The organism is Alteribacter lacisalsi (assembly GCF_003226345.1).
GTDB lineage: Bacteria > Bacillota > Bacilli > Bacillales > Salisediminibacteriaceae > Alteribacter > Alteribacter lacisalsi.
The window spans coordinates 1,999,369-2,018,612 of the sequence record NZ_PDOF01000001.1 but is presented as its reverse complement, the minus strand read 5'-3'; the positions used below and the strand labels follow the sequence as shown (position 1 = coordinate 2,018,612).

At 48.4% G+C, this 19,244-nt stretch carries 20 protein-coding genes; 15 read left to right on the top strand and 5 right to left on the bottom strand.

From position 1 onward, the window contains the following. Positions 1-19 precede the first annotated feature (19 nt). Complete coding sequence (locus tag CR205_RS10055; RefSeq protein ID WP_110519151.1) at positions 20-655, top strand: helix-turn-helix transcriptional regulator; 636 nt, start codon at positions 20-22, stop codon at positions 653-655. Positions 656-727: 72 nt separating this feature from the next. Here the strand turns inward: CR205_RS10055 and CR205_RS10050 are convergent, their stop codons facing one another. Next, a complete protein-coding gene (locus tag CR205_RS10050) occupies positions 728-1,351 on the bottom strand; it encodes an NAD(P)-dependent oxidoreductase (RefSeq protein WP_110519149.1) in 624 nt (207 codons plus the stop codon). A gap of 135 nt (positions 1,352-1,486) precedes the next feature. Between CR205_RS10050 and CR205_RS10045 the strand changes: the two genes are divergently transcribed. Continuing rightward, positions 1,487-2,221 (top strand): urease accessory protein UreH domain-containing protein, encoded by a 735-nt coding sequence (locus tag CR205_RS10045; RefSeq protein WP_110519147.1) that lies wholly within the window; start codon positions 1,487-1,489, stop codon positions 2,219-2,221. A 339-nt stretch (positions 2,222-2,560) separates the two neighbouring features. Here the strand turns inward: CR205_RS10045 and CR205_RS10040 are convergent, their stop codons facing one another. Together CR205_RS10040 and CR205_RS10035 are read right to left on the bottom strand one after the other, a co-directional pair. After that, a complete protein-coding gene (locus tag CR205_RS10040) occupies positions 2,561-3,103 on the bottom strand; it encodes a transcription repressor NadR (protein WP_110519145.1) in 543 nt (180 codons plus the stop codon). A 3-nt stretch (positions 3,104-3,106) separates the two neighbouring features. Further along, on the bottom strand, positions 3,107-4,252 hold the full coding sequence (locus CR205_RS10035) for a cysteine desulfurase family protein (RefSeq protein ID WP_110519143.1): 1,146 nt from the start codon (positions 4,250-4,252) through the stop codon (positions 3,107-3,109). A gap of 97 nt (positions 4,253-4,349) precedes the next feature. On the opposite strand from CR205_RS10035, the gene nadB reads away from it, so the two are divergent. From nadB to CR205_RS09970, 13 genes are all read left to right on the top strand, one after another. Further along, the gene (nadB, locus tag CR205_RS10030) at positions 4,350-5,888 is read left to right on the top strand and encodes an L-aspartate oxidase (protein WP_161524738.1); all 1,539 of its coding nucleotides are present in this window, start codon (positions 4,350-4,352) and stop codon (positions 5,886-5,888) included. After that, positions 5,885-6,745 carry a carboxylating nicotinate-nucleotide diphosphorylase gene (nadC, locus tag CR205_RS10025; protein ID WP_110519139.1) on the top strand — a complete coding sequence of 287 codons (861 nt, stop codon included), beginning with the start codon at positions 5,885-5,887 and terminating at the stop codon, positions 6,743-6,745. Before nadB ends, nadC begins: the two co-directional genes overlap by 4 nt. Next, positions 6,732-7,838 (top strand): quinolinate synthase NadA, encoded by a 1,107-nt coding sequence (gene nadA, locus CR205_RS10020; protein ID WP_110519137.1) that lies wholly within the window; start codon positions 6,732-6,734, stop codon positions 7,836-7,838. The genes nadC and nadA overlap by 14 nt, the downstream gene beginning before the upstream one ends. 417 nt (positions 7,839-8,255) lie before the next feature. Then, complete coding sequence (locus tag CR205_RS10015) at positions 8,256-9,440, top strand: acyl-CoA dehydrogenase family protein (protein WP_110519135.1); 1,185 nt, start codon at positions 8,256-8,258, stop codon at positions 9,438-9,440. 175 nt (positions 9,441-9,615) lie between these two features. Further along, positions 9,616-10,974, top strand: a complete 1,359-nt coding sequence (locus CR205_RS10010) for an acetyl-CoA carboxylase biotin carboxylase subunit (RefSeq protein WP_110519133.1) — start codon at positions 9,616-9,618, stop codon at positions 10,972-10,974. Positions 10,975-10,992: 18 nt separating this feature from the next. Beyond that, positions 10,993-11,205 (top strand): acetyl-CoA carboxylase biotin carboxyl carrier protein subunit, encoded by a 213-nt coding sequence (locus tag CR205_RS10005; protein WP_110519131.1) that lies wholly within the window; start codon positions 10,993-10,995, stop codon positions 11,203-11,205. 86 nt (positions 11,206-11,291) lie between these two features. Further along, a complete protein-coding gene (locus CR205_RS10000; protein WP_110519129.1) occupies positions 11,292-12,194 on the top strand; it encodes a hydroxymethylglutaryl-CoA lyase in 903 nt (300 codons plus the stop codon). 29 nt (positions 12,195-12,223) lie between these two features. Next, on the top strand, positions 12,224-13,000 hold the full coding sequence (locus CR205_RS09995) for an enoyl-CoA hydratase-related protein (protein ID WP_110519128.1): 777 nt from the start codon (positions 12,224-12,226) through the stop codon (positions 12,998-13,000). A gap of 28 nt (positions 13,001-13,028) precedes the next feature. Beyond that, positions 13,029-14,558 carry an acyl-CoA carboxylase subunit beta gene (locus CR205_RS09990; RefSeq protein ID WP_110519126.1) on the top strand — a complete coding sequence of 510 codons (1,530 nt, stop codon included), beginning with the start codon at positions 13,029-13,031 and terminating at the stop codon, positions 14,556-14,558. A 79-nt stretch (positions 14,559-14,637) separates the two neighbouring features. After that, positions 14,638-15,333 (top strand): CoA transferase subunit A, encoded by a 696-nt coding sequence (locus CR205_RS09985; RefSeq protein ID WP_110519124.1) that lies wholly within the window; start codon positions 14,638-14,640, stop codon positions 15,331-15,333. 16 nt (positions 15,334-15,349) lie between these two features. Continuing rightward, positions 15,350-16,009, top strand: a complete 660-nt coding sequence (locus CR205_RS09980) for a CoA transferase subunit B (protein WP_110519122.1) — start codon at positions 15,350-15,352, stop codon at positions 16,007-16,009. A gap of 311 nt (positions 16,010-16,320) precedes the next feature. Continuing rightward, a complete protein-coding gene (locus tag CR205_RS09975) occupies positions 16,321-16,512 on the top strand; it encodes an alpha/beta-type small acid-soluble spore protein (RefSeq protein ID WP_110519120.1) in 192 nt (63 codons plus the stop codon). A 134-nt stretch (positions 16,513-16,646) separates the two neighbouring features. Next, positions 16,647-16,928: a hypothetical protein gene (locus CR205_RS09970; protein WP_142669881.1), complete on the top strand. Its 282-nt coding sequence runs from the start codon at positions 16,647-16,649 to the stop codon at positions 16,926-16,928. Positions 16,929-16,987: 59 nt separating this feature from the next. Here CR205_RS09970 and CR205_RS09965 read toward each other — a convergent pair whose 3' ends face one another. Next, positions 16,988-18,079 (bottom strand): ABC transporter ATP-binding protein, encoded by a 1,092-nt coding sequence (locus tag CR205_RS09965; RefSeq protein ID WP_110519115.1) that lies wholly within the window; start codon positions 18,077-18,079, stop codon positions 16,988-16,990. 224 nt (positions 18,080-18,303) lie between these two features. After that, positions 18,304-19,203: a PucR family transcriptional regulator gene (locus CR205_RS09960; protein ID WP_110519114.1), complete on the bottom strand. Its 900-nt coding sequence runs from the start codon at positions 19,201-19,203 to the stop codon at positions 18,304-18,306. Positions 19,204-19,244: the final 41 nt, after the last annotated feature.

Here is a 19,244-nt window from a genome sequence, read left to right as displayed (position 1 = left end):
CGAAGAAAGGAGAACGGCATTGAAAATCCTATTGAATGAAAAGCACGATATGATTCGCTACGGTTTTCTTCAGCTGCTCAATGATTTATTTCCCGTGGAATACATTTTGGAAGCAGAAGACCTTAACAAAACGAAAGCATTACTGGAAAGCTATCTATTTGATTACCTTCTGCTTAATTCCGAAAGCTTTGCCAGGCATGAAACAGCAGAACTTATCCGGATGGCAAGAAGCAGAAATGAAAAGGTAAAAGTGGTGCTCATTAAAAGCAAAGGCCGCCAGGCGGACCCGTCGTTTCTTGAGAGATATGGAATAAACGGTGTAATCGGCAGGGATGAGCCAATCGAAGATCTGATGAACGCTTTTCAGGAAATTGACAGGGGGCAAATCAGATACAGCTTTGTGAGTATCAGGAAAAACGGTGAAGGGAAAGGAGATAACGTTCTTCTTTCCTCGCTTTTAACGCAGAGGGAAAACGAAGTATTCAAGCATCTCGTAAGAGGATATTCCGTACTCGAATCGGCCAGGGAACTGGGAGTGTCCAGTAAAACCATTGAAAATCACCGGCATAATCTGAGGAGTAAGCTGAATGTTTCCTCGCACCGGGAATTGATAAAAGCAGCAGAAGAAACGGGATATATTCGTTTTAAAGATTAGAAAACAAATCAGCCGGGGAGTGGTTACAGCTCACCCGGCTTATTTAGGGGCTGCCCGCTGGGAAGCATATTTCTATTCTGCAATTCCTACCCGCTTGTATAAAAAGGCAGAGTTAAAAAACTCACGAAATACAAATGCGGCAGTGTCACCGGTTGTAATTCTTGAGCCTCCTTCAGGCAGAACCTCGGCTTCGGCCCGGATGCGGCCCGAAGCAGTTCCTTCAGGCAGGTAGGTAGGACAGACAATCGTCCAGTCAAGCTTGGATGCACGGAGTATCTTAAAGGCTGCCAGATGATCTTCTGCGGCCGTAGTTGTTTTTCTTCTCGACTCTGATGATTCAAACCGGAAGAGATGGGGCTCTGCCCGGGATTGAAGGATACCGGCTGTACCAATAGTCACAACTCTCGTGATTCCGAACTCAGTCATTGCTTCTTTCAGGATCGGTGTAAAAGCCTGAAGCAGATTCTGTTTATCCGTGGACAGACAGGAAATCACCCCATCTTTACCGGAAACGGCGCTTCTGACGTCCTGTATGCTTCGTGCATCTCCCTGTACGATCCGGACATTGGCCGGAAGAGGGGATGGTAGCTTGTGGGTGGACCGGACAAAAACGGTATAGGTATGTGGCGTTTCACCGGCAAGGCGGAGCAGGTGCGAACCTGTTCTGCCGGTCGCGCCAAAAAGAAGAATGTTCATTGAATGTGTGTTCCCTCCTGTCTGGTCACAGTATACCTTTTTTTCCGGCAAGCCGTACATGATTGTGTACGACAAGAGACCCGGGCTATTCTATCTGATAAAATGAAGGAAAACGGTTAAGAAAGTGTGTTTGCGATGTTTGAAACTGTTGAAGCCATCAGTTCATGGCTGCGGGGGCCGTTTATGAACGCTGCTGAAAGTGCGGAGTCATGGCCGGTTCTTTTTGCATTCCTTCTCGGGGTCACAGGCGCGCTTGCCCCGTGTCAGTTTTCAGGGAATTTGAGCGCGATTACATTATACGGTACCAAATCAATAAAGAACGGCGTATCCTGGGCTGATGCTTTGTTTTACACTTTAGGCAAGACAGCTGCCTTTATGCTCGTTGGCGGTATTGTGCTGCTGCTCGGACAGGAGTTTCAGCAGCAGCTCACAGTTTATTTTCCGTGGTTCCGCAGACTTCTCGGTCCTCTTCTAATCGTAGTTGGACTCTATATGCTGGGCGCTTTTGCGATGAGGTGGAATCTCAATTTTTGGAGAAGCAGGAACGGGAAGCAAACAGAAAAAAGAGGCAGATGGGGTGCTTTCATGCTGGGGTTCAGCTTTTCGCTCGGGTTTTGCCCAACCATGTTCCTGCTGTTCTTCATGCTCCTGATGCCAGCCGCCTTTACGAGCACTACCGGATTTATGCTGCCGGCCGTGTTCGCTGTGGGTACAGCGGTCCCGTTTCTGATTGTGATCGGTCTGATCTGGTATCTCGGTGCAGGAGGAGCGGTCATGCGAAAAGGCAGAAAAGTTGGTCTTCTGGTACAGCGGACAGCCGGATCGGTCATGATTCTGATCGGTGTCCTCGATATTCTCACATTCTGGTAAATAGAAAAGGCTGTGTCGTGTAAATGGTTGCTAATGACCAAATTCATTACGGAGCGGAAAGAGGCGTCATAAAACTACAATCTTTTCGAAAACAGACACTCATAGGGATTAATTTCACATCATGACTCATGAAAATGGGCAGGGTTACGTGCGGAGCTTCCCGCCGGTAGTGAGACTCCTGCGGCAATGGAAGTCAGGCGAGACCCCACAGGCGCAGCCGAGGAGGCTTGCCGGCATCGCCGTGGAATGCGAACGGACAGCGGGAAGCGAAGCTTCCGTTTAATCATTTTAAGCATAGCTAGCGAAAAAGAACGGCTCCGTCATGGAGGCCGTTCTTTTTTATTCTGTCACGAGGAAGCCAGCTTCCTGAAGGGCGTTTACGCCTTCATCAAGGAGGTCTTCTGAGGACGCTTGAATTGTATGAAGATGGACGCCGTCTGTTAGTTCAGAAAGGTAGGCTGCTTTCTGATTGTCAATTCTTTCAATAAAGCGCTCTACTTCTTTACGGTTCGAAACCATAATTGAGGCAGTAAGATCGCCGTACACAGGATGCTCAATTTTCACATCACGGACGGTAATTCCATGATCAACGAGAAGAAAAAGTTCTTCTTTTGCCTCTGAAGGTTCGTGTCTGCAGGCGATGACCCTTGTGCTGCCGTTCTGAAAATCTCCTTCTCTGGGAATGAGCACATATCCCTCGGAAGTTGCCATCACAGGAACTCCCTTTGCCTTAAGGAGGGAAACATCCTGAACAATCACCTGCCGGCTGACGTTCAGCATTTTTCCCAGAGCTGTTCCTGTCAGAGGGGATTTGTCTTTTAAGAGGGCTGTAATTTCCTGCCTTCGTTCTTCTCCACGCCATTTTTTTGCAGCGGCTGTCAATGTCTACGCCTCCTTTTTAAACGCTTTGGCCAGTGTTTTAAGATGCTGCACTGTCTCGGAAAGTTCCTTATAAGTGGTATTTCTGCCTGTGGATATCCGGACGAATTCACGGGCTTCCTGATCGCTTTTTCCTAATGAAGATAATACATGGGATGCTTCCTGTTTGGCAACCTGGCAGGCGCTGCCGGTTGACACGCAAATGCCGTACCTGTCGAGAGTAAGCATCACATACTGCCCTTCAACACCTGGAATGCGAAAGCCTGTAATATGAGGGGCATGCCGTTTGGGGTGACCTTCAATGACAGCATCAGGAATTTCGTTTTTCAGCATTTTGATAAAGAAACGGCGTAACGTGTACATGTGAGATGCCGTTTTGTCCAGCTGTTCCACAGCCTGAGAAAGAGCTGTGCAAAAAGCAGCGATACCAGGTGTATTCACCGTACCGGGCTGGAACCCTTTCTCATGGGAAGGTGAGGTGAGCGGGTCCGGACACTTCCATGGTGTGCCTTTCCGTATGTAGACAGCACCTGCCCCCTTAGGACCGTTAACTTTATGAGCAGAGAATGTGAGGCTGTCAACATTCATCACAGAAGGGTTAACCGGTATTTTCCCCAGTGACTGAACGGCGTCACTGTGAAAAGGAATGCTGCTGAAACGGCAGCGTGCCCCGATTTCTTCTATAGTCTGGATCGTTCCTGTTTCGGAGTTTACGTGCTGAATAGTGACAAGTGCGGTCTCCTGCCTGATCGCATGATCCAGATCGCTGATCGAAATTAGGCCGGTTGAATCTACCGGAAGATAGGTGATTTCATACCCCCGTTCCTCAAGCTCACGGCAGACAGACAGTACGGAAGGGTGTTCGACAGAACTTGTAATAATGTGTTTCTTCTCAGAAGGACGGGCAAGGACCAGTGAGAGAATAGCTCTTCGGTTTCCTTCGGTTCCCCCGTTCGTAAAATAGATTTCTTCCGGAAGTACATCTAAGGCCTGAGCTGCTTCCATTCTCGCAGCCTCCGTTAATTTTGCAGCAGAAAATCCGTACTCATGCAGACTTCCGGTGTTGCCGTAATATCGTTTTGCCGCTTCTGTATAAACATTAAGCGCTTTTTCACTCATTGGTGACGTCGAGGCGTGATCAAGAAATATCATGCAGTCCAATCCCCCAGTTCAAAAAACAGTTGTGTTTAGTTTAAATCTATGTAAATATATGTGTCAAGACACCTGTAAACTTACAGGAGGGGTGAGGATGGACAAAAATACGGTCGTAGTGATCGGAAGCGGTCTGGCGGCACTTACGGCTGCCAGGGAACTGAGCGGGCATTTCAATGTGATGATTTTCACAAAAAACCCTCTTGGTGCCAGTTCCTGGAAAGCCCAGGGGGGCATTGCAGCTGCCATTCATGAAACTGACAATGGGAAACAGCATTACATGGATACGATGGATGCCGGCCTTAATCATAATGATCCCGAGGCGGTGTCTGTCCTGGTTAAAGAAGGAAAGGATGCTGTTGCGGGCCTGATTGCTTCAGGTATGAAATTTGATCAAGGGCTGGGTCTGGAAGGCGCCCACTCGGTGAGACGGATTTTTCATGCAGGCGGCGACCGGACTGGAAAGAAAATGATGGAACACGTTTTGAGTGACTGCTCCGATCTGATGATCGACGAACAGAGAAGAGTCATCGATCTCGCCGTTTCAGGCGGGGTTTGTAAAGGAGTCATTGTAAAAGACATCCACACTGGTGCTCTGGAGTATGTAGCAGCTTCTGCTGTCATAATTGCCACTGGCGGATGCGGAGGCCTTTACGACGTGACCTCTAACGATCCCGCCCTTATTGGCGACGGTCTGGCAATGGCGTATCGTGCAGGTGCCGCCCTCACTGATATGGAATTTGTCCAGTTTCATCCGACACTTTTATATAAGAATAACACTGCGTACGGACTGATTTCAGAAGCTGTCCGGGGAGAAGGGGCTGTTCTTGTAAACGGCCGCGGTGAAAGAATGATGGGATGGCATCCCCGAAAGGATCTGGCGCCAAGAGATGTGATTTCAAGAACGCTGGCTTCTTTTGCTGCAAATAGAGAGGATATCTGGCTTGACGTCACTAAGGTAAAAAAATTCCGGGAACGGTTTCCAGGAGCCGCTGCTCTCTGCACGCAGGCGGGTGTCCGTCTGGAAGATGGAAGAATTCCTGTCCGCCCTGGAGCCCATTTTTCTATCGGCGGTATAGAAACATCGCTTAACGGGGAATCCACACTTCTCGGGCTATATGCAGTGGGAGAAGCTGCCTGCACTGGTGTCCATGGGGCGAACCGGCTTGCCAGCAACTCCCTGCTGGAAACACTCGTTTTCGGGAAAAAGGCAGCCCGGCATATTATTTTTCAATATGCAAAAGCATTCGAGCACGCTGGGATAACCGGACATTGGAAAGAAGAGGCACCACCGGCAGCTCTGCCGTCAATAAGTATGATCAGACAGATGGTAACCCGGTGCGCAGGAATTGAAAAAGATGAGAACGGGCTGAAAGAGCTGCTCGCCTGGCTGAAAGACTGCCGGATTGAATCCCATTTTCACAGTTTCCGAGGTTACTGGCCTCTTGAAGCGATTGAGGTGAGTAACGGGCTGATTACTGCAGACCTTCTTGCTTCTTCCTCATTGGCAAGATCAGAATCGAGAGGCACCCATTTCCGGCGGGATCTTCCTAATACAGAAAATGTGAAATGGCGCCGGCGGAGAATCCGTCAGCAGCTAACACAACAAACACAGGGCGAGGTGCAGACGAAATGAACCAATGGATACTCAAACAGGCACTGGAAAACTGGCTGATCGAAGACAACGGTTTTCAGGATATTACAACGGAAGCTATTTTTCCAAAAGGAGAGAAAGGGGAAGCAAGGTACATAGCCAAGGAGCCCGGAATCTTCTTTGGCAGGGAGGTACTGGAGACCGGATACAGTGCTCTAGGTCTGGAAACAGAGTTTGAATGCGGCGTGCAGGACGGAGACGAACTGAAAAAAGGGGATACGATTGCTTCTGTCTCAGGGGAGGTCAGGGATATCCTCACCTCAGAGCGTGTGTTTTTAAATCTCGTTCAGAGGCTGAGCGGCATTGCTACCGCTGCTCACCAGGCTGTTAAGGAAGTTAACGGGTTTCCGGTCCGGATTGCCGACACCCGCAAAACGACACCTGGACTGCGTATGCTTGAAAAAGCGGCGGTACGTGCAGGGGGAGCGTCCAACCATCGTTTCCGGCTTGATGACGGAGTGATGATTAAGGACAATCATATATCCGCTTGCGGTTCAATTGCTGAGGCAGTCTCGAGAGTTCGCGGCGCTGCCGGCCATATGGTGAAAATTGAAGTTGAAGCTGAAACCGAACAGCAGGTGGTGGAGGCAGTAGAAGCAGGTGCTGACGTAATTATGTTCGATAATGCAGACCCGGAAACGGTGAAAAACTGGCTCAGACACGTCCCAAGCTCCGTTGTGACCGAAGTGTCAGGCGGCATTAACTCTGAAACACTCAGGGATTATGCTGCCTCCGGTGTGAGTGTCATTTCCATGGGCGCCCTTACACACACGGTGAAATCCCTTGATATCAGCCTCGCATTTGTAGAAAAAGGAGGACAAACAAATGAGCGCGATTGATGCACTGTTAAGAGAAGAGTCTCTTCTTCCGGAAACATATAAACAAATGACGGACCGTGAGCTGATTGAAAGGATCAGCTTCGTGAAAAACAGCCTCGGCCGTGATCTTTACCTTCCCGGTCACCATTATCAGAAGGACGACATTATCCGGTTTGCCGATGACACCGGGGATTCACTGCAGCTGGCAAAGTTATCGGCAGCAAACAGAGAAGCCGGGTTTGTGGTATTTTGCGGTGTTCACTTTATGGCAGAAACGGCAGATATTCTGACCGATCCCGACCAGCAGGTGATTCTTCCCGATATGAGGGCAGGATGTTCGATGGCCGATATGGCTGATTACGATCAGACAGAGCGGGCATGGGAGGCTCTAACGCATCGTTTCGGTAACACGATTATTCCGCTCACATATGTGAACTCCACTGCGGCCATCAAAGCATTTGTCGGCCGGCACGGCGGGACTTGCGTGACGTCTTCAAACGCCCGCAGAATCGTTACGTGGGCCCTTGAACAGAAAAAGCGTATTCTGTTTCTTCCTGATCAGCACCTGGGAAGAAACACCGCTTACGATCTGGGAATTCCCCTTGATGAAATGCTCGTTTGGGACCCGATTTCCGATGTGCTGGAGGAAAGCGTGAAGACAGACGAATGCCGCGTGATCCTCTGGAAGGGTCACTGTTCGGTCCATGAAAATTTTCGTATGCCCCACATAGAAAACCTTCGTAAAACTGAGCCGGACAGAAGAATTCTTGTCCATCCCGAGTGTACGTGGGAAGTAGTACAGGCCAGTGATGATGCAGGATCCACAAGCTACATTATTGAGCAGATTGAAAAGGCGCCGGGAGAAAGCAAATGGGCAATTGGAACCGAAATGAACCTTGTAAACAGGCTGATCCAGTCGAATCCGCACCTGGATATCGTTTCCCTGAACCCGTTTATGTGCCCTTGCCTCACGATGAACCGGATCGACCTCCCGCACCTTGCCTGGTCTCTTGACCGTATTGATGCCGGGAAACCGGTAAATGTGGTCCGGGTTCCAGACCAGATTGCCGAAGATGCCCGAAAAGCCCTGGACCGTATGCTTGAACTTGTTTAGATGAATTAGAAAGTGCAGTCAGCAGTCTCCCGGGGAGGCTGCTTTTTGCCCTTGGACATACACGGAATAGTTTAGGCAGGTACGCGATGAAGTGTTTAAGCAGTTGAAGAACGTTCCGGCCAGTTTAATGGAGCACTCAAGAAACGTTCAGCTTTTCACAAAATGTCAAAATACTATAAATTTATTTACAATTCGAAAAGTGTTGCCTATAATAAAACTGAACGATTGCTCAGTCAGACTGTCCCGCCACGACTGTTTTCTTTTTTTTTAAAATGAAAGCCTTTACATAAGGCTGGACCAGAACGAAGTACATCGTTACAGCAGGGGAACATACAGCCGGAAAATCAGATGGAGAATGGCAGATCAAGAAGTAAAATCAGGCGCGGCGCCTGCATTATAAAACAGGGAGAGGATCAAATGAATTTTTCACTCACGAAAGAACAGCAGATGATTAAAGAGATGGTAAGGGATTTCGCCAAGAAGGAGATCGAACCGAAAGCAGACGAAGTTGACCGTACGAGTCGTTTTCCGGAAGAGACGTTCAAACGGATCGGTGAGCTCGGCCTTCTCGGTATTCCGTTTCCAGAGAAGTACGGCGGGTCCGGGGGTGACACGATTTCCTACGCTCTTGCAGTTGAGGAAATCGGAAAAGCGTGTGGTGGAACAGGACTAAGCTATGCGGCAGCAGTATCGCTTGGTGCCTCGCCGCTTTACTATTTCGGAACCGAGCAGCAGAAGCAGGAATACCTCATTCCGATTACAACCGGGGAAACACTCGGTGCATTTGGGCTTACTGAGCCGAGTGCAGGATCGGATGCCGGCGGAACACGTACCCGTGCCGAACTTGTTGGTGACCACTACGTCATTAACGGCGAAAAATGCTGGATCACAAACACAGAGTATTCCCGCATCGTTATTGTTACCGCTGTAAACGGAAAAGACGACCGCGGCAGAAACAAAATTTCCGCATTTATCGTGCCGACTGATTCACCGGGCGTGACAATTCGAAGCGACTACGAGAAGTTCGGTGTTAGAGGTTCCAATACGTGTGAAATTCACCTTGAGGATGTCAAAGTGCCAAAAGAGAACATTCTCGGCGATCCGGATAAAGGATTCGGTCAGTTTCTTTACACACTTGATGGTGGACGAATCTCGATTGCCGCACTTGCTGTAGGAATCGGGCAGGCAGCATACGAAGCAGCACTTTCCTACTCGAAGGAACGTAAACAGTTCGGTCAGGCAATCGGAAGCTTTCAGGCAATTCAATTTAAGCTGAGCGACATGGCAATGGAACTTGAACTTGCGAGAAACATGGTTCATAAAGCAGCCTGGCTGAAGGATCAGAATAAGCCATTCAAAAAAGAATCTGCCATGGCAAAGCTGTTTGCTTCTGAAGCAGCAACCCGTGCATGCAACCAGGCGATCCAGATTCACGGCGGATACGGGTATATGCGCGAGTACAAAGTGGAAAGGTTCCTCCGCGATGCCAAACTGATGGAAATCGGCGAAGGAACATCAGAAATCCAACGTCTCGTCATTGCCCGTGAAATCGGCTGTCCGCGTACAGAATCCGGGGAAAAACAAAAGGCAGGACGCTCGTAAACAAGGAACCGAATACTTTCTGACAGACCGGCCAGGTGCCCTGGGCTCCGTTCGGGAAGCAAAGGGCACTGAGCCTGTAAAAAGACTTTTCGCACACAGTACTGCATAACGTTAGCCCCTGCCTGCAGAAATAAAAGACATCGTAAAAAAACGAATTGAAAACGGAGGAGATTCGATGATTAAGAAACTGCTCGTAGCCAACCGAGGCGAGATTGCCGTACGCATCTTCAGAACGTGTGAACGCCTGGGAATTCAGACAGTAGCCGTATTTTCAGATGCCGACGAGCAGGCTGTCCACACAAGAGCGGCCGATGAGGCACGGTGGATCGGTCCCTCACGGGTGAAAGAAAGCTATTTGAATATGGATAAAATCCTAGAGGTCGCCAAAGAAACCGGCGCTGATGCGATCCACCCGGGCTATGGCTTTCTCTCCGAAAACGCTGAATTCAGCAAGCGCGTGAAAGAAGCCGGCATCACCTTTATCGGCCCGGCAGAAAGCATTATGGAAACGATGGGAAATAAAATTGCAGCAAGAGAAGCGATGATCAAGGCAGGGGTTCCAGTGGTTCCGGGTCAAACTCTTGAATCAGAGGAAGAAAAAGCCGTCGCCAGAGCGTGTGCTGAAATCGGCTATCCTGTTATGATTAAAGCTGCTTCCGGCGGCGGCGGAATCGGTATGCAGCGGGTCGATCATAAAGAAGAGCTTGTTAAAGTTCTCCCATCCGTCATTAAAAAAGCGGAGACGTTTTTCGGTTCAGCTGAACTTTACGTTGAGAAATTTATCGAAAACCCTCGTCATATCGAAGCCCAGGTGTTTGGCGATCATCATGGGAACGTGATCTGTCTCGGGGAGCGTGACTGCTCGATTCAGCGGCGCAATCAGAAAATTATTGAAGAAGCACCGGCACCAAAACTCAGCGAGGACACCAGAAAGTCCCTTTTTGCCTACGCCGAAAAAGCAGCAGGCAACATCGGCTACACCAATGCCGGTACGATCGAATTTCTTGTGGATGAAGAGGAAAACATCTATTTCCTTGAAATGAATACACGCCTTCAGGTGGAGCATCCGGTCACAGAGGAAGTAACCGGTATTGATCTTGTCGAATGGCAGATCCGAATTGCAGAGGAAAAGAGGATTTCCGAGCTTGAAGAGCGAAATATGTCATACGGGCATGCGGTTGAAGTCCGTATTTATGCCGAGGATCCGGTTACGTTTTTCCCTTCACCAGGGAAACTGAAGCGCTGGTCCTTTCCGGAAATGGACGGGATCCGCTACGACTCCGGAGTGGAAGAAGGCGTCCAGGTGACACCTTATTATGATCCGATGCTGGCGAAAATCATTTCCCGGGGCACCACCAGACAGGATGCGATAGACAAAATGTCCGCCTGCCTGGAGCAGGCCGAGGTGGAAGGCATAAAAACGAACATCCCCATGCTTATAGAAACACTGAAGCACCAGGTATTTAAAGAAGGCAGCGCCACGACTCAGTTCGTACAGAAGTATGTAATTGAGAAGAAAAGCTCACAAGTCTAAGCACAGGAGTGAACAATCATGAAGGAAGTTAAAACATCGATGGCAGGAAACGTATGGAAAGTACAAGTTGCACCAGGAGATCAGATAACAGCAGGGCAAGAGGTCGTCATTCTGGAATCCATGAAAATGGAGATTCCGATCACTGCTGAAGAAGACGGCGTTGTTGAAGAATTGAAAGTTGAAGAAGGCAGTTTTGTGAATGAAGACGACGTTCTTCTTACACTGAAATAAGTTCCGGCAGCGGCGGGGGAGCTCTTTACGAAACAGTAGGGCTCCTTTTGTCCCTGTCGTTAAAACCGTTACAGGAGGACATGCGAATGGCTTATCCTGATCACGTTCTGATAAAAGAGGTAGGTCCCCGGGATGGACTGCAGAACGAAAAATCATTTTTACCTACAGAAAAAAAAGTGGAGTGGATCAACGAGCTTTCTGAAAGCGGTCTCAACTATATTGAAATCACGTCTTTTGTGAATCCGAAGTGGATTCCAGCTCTTGCTGACTGCTATGAGGTGGCAACGCAGATCAAGCGAAAACCAGGTGTAACGTATGCCGCCCTCGTACCCAATATGAAAGGCCTCGAGAAAGCCATGGAGGCTGACGTTGACGAAGTTGCCGTTTTCATGTCTGCAAGTGACACCCACAGTAAAAAAAATATAAATAAAACAATTGATGAAACACTGCCTGTATTGTCAGAAACTGTGCGGGAAGCGAGAAGTGCAGGTAAAAAAGTAAGGGGATACCTGAGCACCGTGTTCGGCTGCCCCTACGAAGGGGACGTTTCCGGTGAGGAAGTACTCCGTATAACAGACCGTCTTCTGGAAATGGGTGTTTATGAAGTCTCCCTCGGTGACACGATCGGGGTGGGAAATCCTGTTCAGGTGGAAACAAGTCTGAATCACTGGACAAGCCGGATCAATCCTGAGTATCTGGCCCTTCATTTTCACAACACCAGAGGTATGGCTCTGGCAAACACACTCGTGGGACTGAAAGCAGGCATTCATACATACGACGGGGCTCTTGGTGGACTTGGGGGCTGTCCGTATGCCAAAGGCGCATCCGGTAATGTAGCTACTGATGATCTTGTGTATATGCTTCATGAGATGGGCATTCAGACAGGTGCAGATCTTTCCCGGCTTGCCCAGGCAGGGCGGTTTATTGAAGAAGCTCTCGGAAAACCGCTTGACAGTCATTATATGGAAGTAATCCGGGCAGGGGAGTAACTTAATTCCTGCCCAGAATGGAGGCTTTTATGGATTTTATTCGTACACACGTGAAAAATCATACGGCCTGGCTGACCATTGACCGGCCTGAAGCAGCCAATGCCCTGTCCAGACAGGTGCTTGAGGAAATAACAGACACACTTGAGTCCCTTGCGATAGATCAGGATATACGCGCCCTGGTCATTACCGGTGCAGGAGAAAAAGTGTTCAGTGCAGGTGCTGACCTGAAAGAGCGGCGGGAACTTCCGGTGGAGGAGGTTCCGTTTGCGGTAAAGCGGATCCGTGAAACGATAGACGCTGTTGCAGCTTTTCCGGTCCCAACTGTATGTGCTCTGAATGGCCCGGCTTTTGGCGGCGGATTCGAACTTGCGCTTGCATGTGACATCAGACTTTGCACGAAAGAAACAACATTTGCTTTAACAGAAACGACACTGGCCATCATTCCAGGTGCCGGCGGAACGCAGCGCCTGCCCAGAGAAATTGGTCCTGCCCGGGCAAAGGAAATGATCTTTACCGGAAAGAAAATTGATGCAGAAAAGGCGCTGGACTGGGGCCTTGTCACGGCAGTGTGTGACAAGGATTCCCTAACAGTAGAGGTTGAAGCCCTTACAGATAAAATGGTTTCAAACGGTCCTGTCGCACTTAAGCAGGCAAAATATGCGATTAATCAGGGCGTACAGACAGATCTCACTACCGGGATTGCCATTGAGGCAAAAGCGTACGAAGTGACGATCCCGACACGGGACCGACTTGAAGGTCTTGAGGCATTTAAGGAAAAACGCAAGCCTGAATATACCGGAAAATAACTTTTGTGGTTTGTGAAAGGAGCCAGCTATGAGTAATGAAGCGCAGTGGCAGGAAAAAGTAGAGCAGATTTACCGCGGAGGCGGCGAAAAATATCATCAGAAGAATGCTGAAAAAGGCAAAATGTTCGTACGGGACCGTCTCAAAATGCTTTTTGATGAAGGTTCGTGGGCAGAGGACGGCCTGTTTGCAAATTCCGAAAACGAAGGTCTTCCGGCAGATGGTGTTGTTACTGCAACTGGAAAAATTAACGGTCAGACAGTTTGTGTTATGGCAAATGATTCGACGGTAAAAGCCGGCTCATGGGGAGCTCGCACGGTCGAGAAAATCATTCGAATTCAAGAGACAGCCGAAAAACTTGAAGTGCCTCTTCTGTATCTCGTAGACTCTGCAGGCGCCAGAATTACGGACCAGATTGAGATGTTTCCAAACCGGCGCGGAGCTGGGAAAATCTTTTACAACCAGGTGAAACTGAGCGGGAAAGTACCGCAGATCTGTCTCCTTTTCGGACCTTCAGCAGCAGGCGGAGCTTATATCCCGGCTTTCTGTGACGTGGTCATGATGGTAGATGGCAACGCCTCTATGTACCTCGGTTCTCCGCGGATGGCTGAAATGGTTATTGGAGAAAAAGTATCGCTGGAGGAAATGGGCGGAGCCAAAATGCACTGCTCCACTTCCGGATGCGGGGACATACTTGTCGCCTCCGAAGAAGAAGCGATCGAAAAAGCGAAGCAGTACCTGTCCTATTTCCCGAGCAATTACAAGCAGAAAACCAAACCGATGGAAGCCGTTCCGGTTCCTGACTTTGAAAAGTCACTCGAAGAGATCGTCCCGAAAAACCAGAACGCTCCATTTGATATGCAGGAACTCATTGCACGTATTACTGATGAGGGAAGCTTCTTTGAAATGAAAGCCCTGTTTGCAAAGGAACTGATTACTGGTTTTGCCCGCATCAACGGTGAGCCTGTCGGTCTTGTGGCGAATCAGCCCCGTCAGAAGGGCGGAGTACTGTTCCATGATTCAGCCGATAAAGCAGCCCGTTTCATCACGCTTTGTGACGCGTACCATATTCCGCTCATTTTCCTTGCTGATGTACCGGGCTTTATGATTGGCACAAAGGTGGAAAAAGCAGGGATCATTCGCCACGGTGCAAAAATGATCTCAGCCATGTCGGAGGCAACCGTGCCGAAGATCAGCGTTGTCGTGCGAAAAGCATACGGAGCAGGCCTTTATGCCATGGCAGGCCCTGCCTTTGAACCGGACTGCTGTATTGCCCTGCCGACTGCCCAGATAGCCGTTATGGGACCTGAAGCTGCGGTGAACGCCGTTTATGCAAATAAAATTAGTGAACTGCCGCCGGAAGAACGGGCAGCATTCATTCAGGAAAAGCGGAAAGAGTATCAGGAAAACATCGATATTTACCGTTTGGCATCAGAGCTGATTGTCGATGAAGTAGTCCCGGCAAATCATCTCCGAAAAGAACTCGAAGAGCGTCTTGATCTTTACCGGTCAAAAAACCAGGTGTTTACCGACCGTAAACATCCAGTCTATCCGGTTTAAAGCCTAACCGCCCGAATGGAGCGCAACGAGCGGTAATCAACAAATAATCCAACCAAAAAGTTTGAAGGAGGGGAAAGCAGTGAAACAGATTTATTCATCTTTTGAAGAAGCAGTGAGTGAAATTAAAGATGGCGCTACGATCATGGTCGGAGGATTCGGTCTTTGCGGCATCCCCGAAAACCTGATCAAAGCGCTGCGTGAGACAGGTGTAAGAAACCTGACGATCATTTCCAACAACTGCGGTGTCGATGACTGGGGTCTCGGCCTTCTTCTGGAAAACAAACAGATTGATAAAATTTACGCTTCCTACGTAGGGGAAAACAAGGAATTCGAACGCCAGGTGCTTAACGGTGAACTTGAAGTCGAACTCGTTCCCCAGGGAACACTGGCAGAACGGATCCGTGCAGGCGGCGCCGGAATTCCGGCCTTTTACACGCCTGCAGGTGTCGGAACGAAAGTCGCCGAGGGGAAAGAAGTACGTACGTTTAACGGCAGGGAATATCTCCTGGAGGAAGCCTTTCAGGCAGATTTCAGTCTCGTCAGAGCATTTAAAGGGGATCACCATGGAAACCTTGTCTACCGTAAAACTGCCCGCAACTTTAACCCGATGATTGCTGCCGCAGGAAAAGTAACCATTGCGGAATTAGAAGAGCTTGTTGAGACAGGCGACCTTGATCCCGAAGCCATTCATACACCGAGCATTTACGTAAATAAATTGATTGTCGGTGAACAGGAAAAACGAATCGAACGAAAAACACTGGCACAAAAAGCCTAGAGGGGAGGAACGTAACATGAGCGTTGTAGACCGTCATAAAATGCGGGAGCGTATTGCCCGCCGTGCAGAAAAGGAAATCCACGATGGTGACTATGTAAACCTCGGCATCGGTATGCCGACCATGGTGGCCAACTATATTACAGAAAACAAACAGGTGGTGCTTCAGTCGGAAAATGGTCTTCTCGGCATCGGACCCTATCCCGATGAAGAAGAACTGGATGCGGACCTGATCAACGCTGGTAAAGAGACCGTTACGGCAATCAAAGGCGCTTCTTATTTCAGCAGTGCTGAAAGCTTTGCCATGATCCGCGGCGGCCATATTGACGTTGCGATTCTCGGCGCGATGGAAGTTGCCGAAAACGGGGACCTTGCCAACTGGATGATTCCCGGGAAGATGATTAAAGGAATGGGTGGCGCGATGGACCTTGTTCACGGTGCCCAGAAGGTTGTCATCATCATGGAGCACGTAAACCGTGAAGGCGAACCGAAGATACTGAAAGAATGCCATCTTCCGCTTACAGGAAAGCAGGTAGTGGACAGAATTATTACAGACCGTGCTGTCATTGACGTAACAAGTGACGGGCTTCTCCTTCGGGAAATTATCGGAGACTACACGGTAGAGGACATTCAAAACGCTACAGAACCCGAACTTCAGATTGATCCTTCACTTAAATAACAGCGGAAAAAATCCGGTTTCAGAATGGATAGCTCCTGCCTTCGGGCGGGAGCTATTTTCGTTTTATGTGAATAATGATTATCCGCTAGATTTATCCGCGAAAGATGGGTTTTATCCGCTAAATTAACGATATATCCGATAACGTGAGGCCTAATAGCCCATTGCATCAAGACTGTCAAAAACTCTGTTTGCATTCCAGTCTAGATTTTGATATTATAATTTATTTTCTATTTTCCTAAAAATTACTAAGCAATCCTTGCACATATACACGTAGTTTTGAAACAAACTAGATGTACAAGGAGGTGAGAAACATGGCAAACAGCTCAAACAAACTTGTAGTACCAGGCGTACAACAGGCTCTTGATCAAATGAAGTACGAAATCGCACAGGAATTCGGGGTGGAACTTGGCCCGGACTCTACTGCACGCTCTAACGGATCTGTAGGTGGAGAGATCACTAAGCGTCTTGTGCAGCAGGCTGAAAAGCAATACGGTGGTCAGTAAGCAGAAAAAGTGAATAACATGGCTGTAAAGAGGGAGGGCAACCTTCCTCTTTTTATGTGAAAGGCACTGTAAATTTCAAGACTCAGATAAAACCAGTGTGCATGAAAACTTCGGTCTGAAAGGAGTGTAACCGGATGAGCAGTTTCTGCCCTGTATGCAATGGGATGAAAAGGATACAGAAGGGCATATGCCCGACGTGTTCTGGACCTATGGAGGACTGTGGAAAGTACACCGATTATTTTGATAAATACAGCGCTTACGAGGATATTGAGACCCTTAAACTGAGTAACGGCGTTTCTGATGATTACAAAAAACACCGATGTGCCCATATGATTTACTGTCAGAAATGCAGAACAGAAAAGATCGTGACAATAGACGAAACAGGAAACGAAAAAAGCGGAGAGGGTGCCCTGTAAGTGCGCGTGGCACATACTCCAGGACACCCTCTCCGTATATAAAGGGGGATTACACAAAATTAGCGGATGCGCTCTTCCGTTTCTGCATCGAAGAAGTGCGCTTTGTTCATGTCAAAAGCTAGCTGGATCATGTTGCCGCTTGTTACATCTGTACGGCTGTCGACACGGGCGATAAAGTCCTGCTCACCGATTTTGGAGTAGAGGAATGTCTCAGCACCCATAAGCTCGGCTACATCGATCTTCGCTTCGAGCTGAGTTTCTTTAGATGATTCAAGGAATACCGGCTCGTCATGGATATCCTCAGGACGTACACCGAGAATAAGTTCTTTATTTTTATAGGACTCAAGAAGCTTGAGCTTCCCTTCAGGAACTTTAATTTTCATGTTTTCAAGTTCAAAGTAACTGTCTACAAGCTTTCCTGATAGGAAGTTCATTGACGGAGACCCGATAAAGCCGCCGACAAAGACGTTTTCAGGGTAGTCATAGATGTCTTTCGGACGTCCTACCTGCTGAATCAGCCCGTCCTTCATAACGACGATTCGTGTTGCCATCGTCATCGCTTCTGTCTGGTCATGTGTTACATAAATGGTTGTTGTCTGCAGACGCTGGTGAAGCTTCGTAATTTCAGCACGCATCTGTACACGAAGTTTCGCATCAAGGTTGGATAATGGCTCATCCATAAGGAAAACTTTTGGATCCCGTACGATCGCACGGCCAAGGGCAACACGCTGGCGCTGTCCACCGGACATAGCTTTCGGTTTACGGTCGAGCATCTCTTCAAGACCGAGAATTTTGGCTGCTTCACGTACACGCTTATCGATATCTTCTTTCTTGAATTTACGAAGCTTAAGTCCAAACGCCATGTTCTCATAAACATTCATGTGCGGGTAGAGAGCGTAGTTCTGGAATACCATCGCAATGTCACGGTCTTTCGGCGCAACCTCATTGACGATGTTATCTCCGATGTAAAGTTCTCCTTTAGAAATATCCTCGAGTCCGGCAACCATTCGAAGCGTTGTGGATTTACCACAGCCGGATGGTCCAACGAAAACGATGAACTCCTTGTCCTGAATATCCAGATTAAAGTCAGTTACGGCTTGAACATCGCCATCGTAAATTTTATAAAGATTCTTAAATGTAATATCTGCCATATGATTACCTCCAGTAGATGCAACGCTGTGTGAAGCGCTTTCTTTTAACTGTACTAAGTGTACCTTGAACGCTTTCATCTGACTATTGTAAACGTGCACAAACCTTATGCATGTTTTTTGTGCAATGCGTGGAAACGGTTTCTTTTGAACAGGAGAAAAAACTGCAGCAGGTCCACAAAGATAAAAAGGCGGAGCAGGAACGCCGCCTTTTGAACCGGAAATATTTATGCTTTCTTTTTGGAATGCAGAGCAAGAATAGTAAGATAAGCGGCAACTGCATTTGGGAACTGCTTAATATCGAGTGCGGTCTTGTCAATAAACTTATCCACCCTGTACTGCAGGGTATTACGGTGGACAAACATTTTCTTCGCCGCCATCGAGGTGTTCATATTGCATTCGAGGTACACTCTGACGGAATAAAGCAGATCGTGATCGTTACGGACAGCCTCAAGCTGTTCCTTCAGAATCGATTCTGTTTCGTTGTCCAGGCTGTTGAGCAGCCAGTGTGAGAGGACTTCTTTTTCGTGATATACATGCTGGGAAGGTGAGTAGGTGCGGGCCGCTTTAAACATCCTTTGCTCCTGTTCAAACTGCTGTTTCAGCATGCCGCTTTCCGACTGCGGAGAACCGGAAAAAAATGAAAGCTGCACGTAAAAATCGCCCGTAAGAGCATCGAGTGTTCTCTGGTCAGGCTGGTCATCTTCAAAATTTTCATCCAGCCGCTGAACCAGGACGCCGTCAGATGAATTTGACCAGACAAGAGCTTCAGCTGAACTGAAAAGGCTGTTGACCGCTACGGTAAAGCCTTCGTGATCACTGAGTTCGCCCTTGAGAGAAAAATGAATAAAGCGTACGGGAAGAGAAAGACTTTTATGGTCAGGCAACTCACCGTTTAACAGCAGATCGGTCCAGCATTGGTCTGACTCTGTAACCGGCGCAGCTCTGTGCCCGGCTGATCCGCCGAAAAGGGTATTCAAAAGGGATTCTTCTTCCTCAGTCAGCGCACTCCGTTTTAATTTTATTTTTCTGCCGGCTTCATCCTGAAGTGTAAGGAGGGTGGCAGAAGCTTCATCACCGGTGCCGGCAAGTGCATGAGCGTATTTCTTTTCTATTTTATCAAGCATGCTTAACGGTATCCTTTCTGATGTCAGTCTGCTAAAGACTA